We start from the raw sequence: 718 nt of genomic DNA, 5'->3' as shown, positions 1-718 counted from the left end.
TCTCAGATTAAGTGCAGCATTGAAATCTCTGTCTTCGATATAGCCACAGTCACATTTGAAAACTCTATCTAAAAGATTTAAATCTTTTCTGATATTCTTGCAACAGTGACATGTCTTAGATGATGGGAACCATCTATCTACTGTTCGTTGTTCAATTCCGTTCTCTTTGCATTTAGCTTGAAGCTTTGTTTTAAATTCATAAAGCTTCTAAGAAGCAACTGCCTTTGAAAGATGGCTGTTCTTCATCATTCCTGATATGTTTAAACCTTCAATCGTTATATAAGATGGCTTGGTTTTCGCTATCTCTGCGATTATCTTATTGATGTAATCAGTACGAATATTGTCGATTCTATGATGAAGCTTCTGTATCTTAAGCCTTTGTTTTTTGTATATTTCTTTTTTGAGTGGGCTCTCCTTTCTCTTAAGTTTAAAGAAATAAAGCTCTGCGTTGCAGAGCTTTATTTTAATTCTAATGTCTGCAGAATAAGTGCAAGGTCATCGTTTGTTAAATTACAGTTTTCGATTAAGTTTTCAAGTTGATCACACTGTTCACCATCACCGATGATTTCAAAGCGACTGCGCCAGATTGTTGGTAAAATTCTATCGTCATTGTCAGGGTCAATATTACAGAATGACCGTGTCATGTATTCATAGGCGATAGGATTGACATCCGGTTTAAAGAAGGTACAAAGACGATTGAATAACCATTCCGGGTCGA

Annotated in this window: 2 protein-coding genes and 1 pseudogene; all 3 read right to left on the bottom strand. The window is 35.7% G+C overall.

The features are described 5' to 3' along the window. A pseudogene (locus ACT8VG_RS05150) lies at positions 1 to 189 on the bottom strand (zinc ribbon domain-containing protein); the annotation flags it as partial. Positions 190 to 207: 18 nt separating this feature from the next. Beyond that, on the bottom strand, positions 208 to 462 hold the full coding sequence (locus ACT8VG_RS05145; protein WP_444195332.1) for a transposase: 255 nt from the start codon (positions 460 to 462) through the stop codon (positions 208 to 210). After that, on the bottom strand, positions 459 to 718 hold a 260-nt coding region (locus tag ACT8VG_RS05140), incomplete at its 5' end, for a hypothetical protein (protein WP_444195331.1). The genes ACT8VG_RS05145 and ACT8VG_RS05140, both read right to left, overlap by 4 nt.

The organism is Catenibacterium sp. (assembly GCF_052354645.1).
Lineage (GTDB): Bacteria > Bacillota_I > Bacilli_A > Erysipelotrichales > Coprobacillaceae > Catenibacterium > Catenibacterium mitsuoka_A.
The sequence above is the reverse complement of the archived record's forward strand: the minus strand, read 5'-3'. Positions and strand labels throughout refer to the sequence as shown.